The sequence below is a fragment of the Pseudomonas sp. ES4 genome (genome assembly GCF_050586665.1).
GTDB classification, from domain to species: domain Bacteria; phylum Pseudomonadota; class Gammaproteobacteria; order Pseudomonadales; family Pseudomonadaceae; genus Aquipseudomonas; species Aquipseudomonas frederiksbergensis.
In genome coordinates, this window is sequence record NZ_JBOBDO010000060.1 from 1 (window position 1) to 613 (window position 613).

General features: G+C 64.4%; 1 protein-coding gene. It reads left to right on the plus strand.

The genetic code is table 11. The features are described 5' to 3' along the window. Positions 1–613, plus strand: a 613-nt coding sequence (locus ACQ4OB_RS27825) for a dermonecrotic toxin domain-containing protein (protein ID WP_430956869.1), incomplete at both ends; no start/stop codon positions are given.

Below are 613 nucleotides of genomic sequence, written 5' to 3' on the forward strand. Positions count from 1 at the left end.
CGATCGCGGCGCCAGCCATCTGCGCGAGTCCAGCCTCCTGGACGCGGCGCTGCATAATTTCGAGGAACCGGAAACTGCCGCCGATTATTTCCGCACTGGCTCCGGGGTCTATCGCAGCAACTTCAGGGGGGAGCCGTCGCTGATACCCGCGATGACGGTGAGTAAAATCGCCGCGCTGTGTCGTCGGCTGGACCTCGGCGGGCAGTATCAAGCGCATCTGCAAGCCCGGCTGCTGCCGGCCGATGCGCAGAAAAGGCAAACCCTGGAACAGCATGGCGCCGCCAGTGAAAAAGCGGCGTTCGAACTGGCCTCGCTGATCGCCCTGCTGAAAGACGACATCAGTTCCAACGCCTACGGGGTGCTGCGCCAGGTCCGCGAGCATACAAGCGATATCCGGTTTCATCGGCGGCCGCTGCACCCGCATCGGCTGTCGCTGATGGGTTTCAAGTTGCACGGTGTGGTGTTGTTCAGCGCCGAGGGCGATGCGGGCATGATCCAGGCGGCGGTGGAGGCCCTGGCCCCTGATGCGCGGGCCTCCTGGCTCGACTGGTCGAGCGTGTTGTCGCTGATGGCGCCGGGTCGCGACCTGGACAAGTTCAAACTGCTGCAGGCG